2 protein-coding genes are annotated in these 1,881 nt (G+C 75.7%); both read right to left on the reverse strand.

The window, feature by feature from the left end; genetic code table 11:
- Positions 1 to 62: 62 nt before the first annotated feature.
- Positions 63 to 1,385, reverse strand: coding sequence for an aminotransferase class I/II-fold pyridoxal phosphate-dependent enzyme (locus OZN99_RS30775; RefSeq protein ID WP_270939012.1), 1,323 nt, complete (start codon positions 1,383 to 1,385; stop codon positions 63 to 65).
- A 19-nt stretch (positions 1,386 to 1,404) separates the two neighbouring features.
- Positions 1,405 to 1,881 (reverse strand): acyl carrier protein (locus OZN99_RS30780; RefSeq protein ID WP_270939013.1); only part of this gene is annotated, 477 nt, incomplete at its 5' end.

A 1,881-nucleotide genomic window follows, 5' to 3' on the forward strand; every position in this document is an offset into this window, starting at 1 on the left:
CGGCAACGCGCGGAACAGGCGCGCCTCGGCCCGCGAGGCGACCGGGCGGACCTCGATGCCGCTCACGCGCCCGCTTCTGCGGGACCGACGCTCTCGGCAGCCGCGGCGAGCGCCTCCGCGGCGGCGCGCAGGTCCGCCTCCTCGTGCTCGGCCGAGAGGAAGCAGCGCAGCCGGGCCGCGCCCTCCGGCACGGCGGGGAAGGCGATCGGCAGCACGTTGACGCCACGCTGCAGCACCGCCGCGCAGATGCGCCCCGCGCGCACCGAACTGCCGACCATGACCGGCACGATGCCGAGCCCGGCCGAGTTGCCGGTGTCGAGGCCGCGCGTGCGGCAGAGATCGCGGAACAGCCGCGCATTGGCCTGCAGCTTCGCCACGCGCCATGGCTCCGCCTGCAGGACGCCGAGCGCCGCATGGGCGGAAGCGGCGAGCGGCGGCGGCAGGCCGACCGAATAGACGAAGCCGGGCAGGGTGTGGCGCAGCCAGTCCACCAGGTCCGCCCTGGCCGCGACATAGCCGCCGCAGGCGCAGAGCGTCTTGGACAGGGTGCCCATCCAGATGTCCACCTCGGCGGGATCGACGCCGGCCGCCTCGAACACGCCCTTGCCGGTGCGCCCGACCACGCCCAGGCCATGCGCGTCGTCCACCATCAGCCAGGCATCGTGCTCCCGCGCCAGGCGCACGAAGCCTGCGAGGTCCGGCACGTCGCCATCCATGGAGTAGTGGCCCTCGATCACCACCAGGGCGCGCTGCGCGCCGCGGCGGGCGGCCTTCAGCTCCCGCGCGGCGGCGGCCAGGTCGTTGTGGGCGAAGGGCACCCGCCGCGCGCCGGAGAGCTTGGCGCCCTCGACGCAGGAATTGTGGATGGCGGCATCATGCAGGATCAGGTCGCGCGGCCCCATCAGGTGGCCGATCAGCGTGACGTTGGTGGCGTGGCCGCTGACCAGCACCAGCGCCGCCTCCGCGCCGTAATGCGCCGCCAGCGCCTGCTCCAGCGCGCGATGCACCGGCCGCTCGCCCGACACCATGCGCGAGGCGGAGGCCGAGATGCCATAGCGCGTCATCGCCTCCGCCGCCGCGGCGTGCAGGCGCGGGTCGCCGTTCAGGCCGAGATAGTCGTAGCTGCCGAGGTTGATCACCGCACGGCCGCCGGTGACGCTGCGGGCGCCGGCGCGGCCCTCGTGCACGCGGAAGAACGGGCTCTCCAGGCCCAAGGCATCCGCCGCGTCGCGCAGCAGGCCGTAGTCCTTCAGGTTCTGGATGGCGGTGAAGCCGCGCGGGTCCGCGGCGGCCTGCGCCTCCTGCCCCTCGCGCCGGCGCGCCAGGCGCTGCACCAGTGCGAGGCGGGCGGAGGCGGAGAGACCGAAGGACTGACCTCTCGCCATGCCGCGCCTGACCCCTGTGCTACCCGGCCGCGCGCGCGGCTCCCGTCGTCGGCTCGAAGCTCTCGGCCAGCGCGGCGAGGGTGGCCTCCTCCGTCGCCGGCTCGAGCGCGGCCGACGCGATCTGCCGCGCCAGGGCGGCGACCGTCAACTCCTCGGACAGCGCGGCGATCGGCACCTGCCGGCCGAGCCGCCCTTCCAGGGAGCTGCGCAGCTCGAGCGCGCCGAGGCTGTCCAGGCCGAGACCGGCCACGGGCGACTCGATCTTCACCGCCTCCGCCGGCAGGCGGAGGATGCGTCCGATCTCCTCCTGCACCAGGCGCAGCACGGTCGCCTCCGCCTCGGCGCGCGGCAGGGCGGCCAGCCGCGCGAGCAGGTCGCCGGCGTCCGGCGCCACCTCCAGCGCGGCGAAGGCGCCGAAGACCGGCTCCGTCATCACGGGCAGGCGCAGCCGCGCGGCGGCGGCCTCCAGCCGGACCAGCAGCGGCGCGGCGTGCGG

The sequence above is a fragment of the Falsiroseomonas oryzae genome, from assembly GCF_027856955.1.
Lineage (GTDB): Bacteria > Pseudomonadota > Alphaproteobacteria > Acetobacterales > Acetobacteraceae > Falsiroseomonas > Falsiroseomonas oryzae.